General features: G+C 51.0%; 3 tRNA genes. All 3 read right to left on the bottom strand.

From position 1 onward, the window contains the following. Positions 1-37: 37 nt before the first annotated feature. Positions 38-126 (bottom strand) — tRNA-Leu (locus K5V21_RS19235). Between the two features lie 7 nt (positions 127-133). Next, positions 134-210, bottom strand: a tRNA-Met gene (locus tag K5V21_RS19230). Between the two features lie 8 nt (positions 211-218). Continuing rightward, positions 219-294: transfer RNA gene (locus K5V21_RS19225), tRNA-Met, on the bottom strand. Positions 295-300 lie beyond the last annotated feature (6 nt).

The following is a 300-nucleotide window of genomic DNA, read 5'->3' as shown; positions in this document are numbered from 1 at the left end:
ATATAGCAAAAAAGATCTAAGAAGAATCTTAGATCTTTGGTGCCGAAGACCGGAATCGAACCGGTACGGTGTTTAACCACCGCAGGATTTTAAGTCCTGTGCGTCTGCCAGTTCCGCCACTTCGGCAGGCAATTGGTAGCGGAAATAGGACTTGAACCTACGACACTTCGGGTATGAACCGAATGCTCTAGCCAGCTGAGCTATTCCGCCACGCTTTGTGGTTGCGGGAGCAGGACTTGAACCTACGACCTTCGGGTTATGAGCCCGACGAGCTACCAACTGCTCCATCCCGCGATATTA

Origin of the sequence: Clostridium sardiniense (assembly GCF_019753795.1) — a bacterium.
Taxonomy (GTDB): domain Bacteria; phylum Bacillota; class Clostridia; order Clostridiales; family Clostridiaceae; genus Clostridium; species Clostridium sardiniense.
This window is presented reverse-complemented; position numbering and strand designations above follow the sequence as displayed.